The 732-nt window shown below is 53.8% G+C and carries 1 protein-coding gene and 1 pseudogene; both read right to left on the minus strand.

Annotated features, from left to right (window positions below):
* Nucleotides 1-502: pseudogene (locus INF61_RS23160) on the minus strand (IS1 family transposase).
* Entirely contained in the window at nucleotides 421-696 is a 276-nt protein-coding gene (locus tag INF61_RS23165; RefSeq protein WP_000179213.1) for an IS1-like element transposase, read from the minus strand. The pseudogene INF61_RS23160 and the gene INF61_RS23165 overlap by 82 nt, the downstream one beginning before the upstream one ends.
* Nucleotides 697-732: the final 36 nt, after the last annotated feature.

Here is a 732-nt window from a genome sequence, read left to right on the forward strand (position 1 = left end):
TTATTGATAGTGTTTTATGTTCAGATAATGCCCGATGACTTTGTCATGCAGCTCCACCGATTTTGTGAGCGACAGCGACTTCCGTCCCAGCCGTGCCAGGTGCTGCCTCAGATTCAGGTTATGCCGCTCAATTCGCTGCGTATATCGCTTGCTGATTACGTGCAGCTTTCCCTTCAGGCGGGATTCATACAGCGGCCAGCCATCCGTCATCCATATCACCACGTCAAAGGGTGACAGCAGGCTCATAAGACGCCCCAGCGTCGCCATAGTGCGTTCACCGAATACGTGCGCAAACCGTCTTCCGGAGCCTGTCATACGCGTAAAACAGCCAGCGCTGGCGCGATTTAGCCCCGACGTATCCCCACTGTTCGTCCATTTCCGCGCAGACGATGACGTCACTGCCCGGCTGTATGCGCGAGGTTACCGACTGCGGCCTGAGTTTTTTAAGTGACGTAAAATCGTGTTGAGGCCAACGCCCATAATGCGGGCGGTTGCCCGGCATCCAACGCCATTCATGGCCATATCAATGATTTTCTGGTGCGTACCGGGTTGAGAAGCGGTGTAAGTGAACTGCAGTTGCCATGTTTTACGGCAGTGAGAGCAGAGATAGCGCTGATGTCCGGCGGTGCTTTTGCCGTTACGCACCACCCCGTCAGTAGCTGAACAGGAGGGACAGCTGATAGAAACAGAAGCCACTGGAGCACCTCAAAAACACCATCATACACTAAATCA

This window comes from Enterobacter cloacae complex sp. P18RS (genome assembly GCF_014982105.1).
GTDB lineage: Bacteria > Pseudomonadota > Gammaproteobacteria > Enterobacterales > Enterobacteriaceae > Enterobacter > Enterobacter hormaechei_C.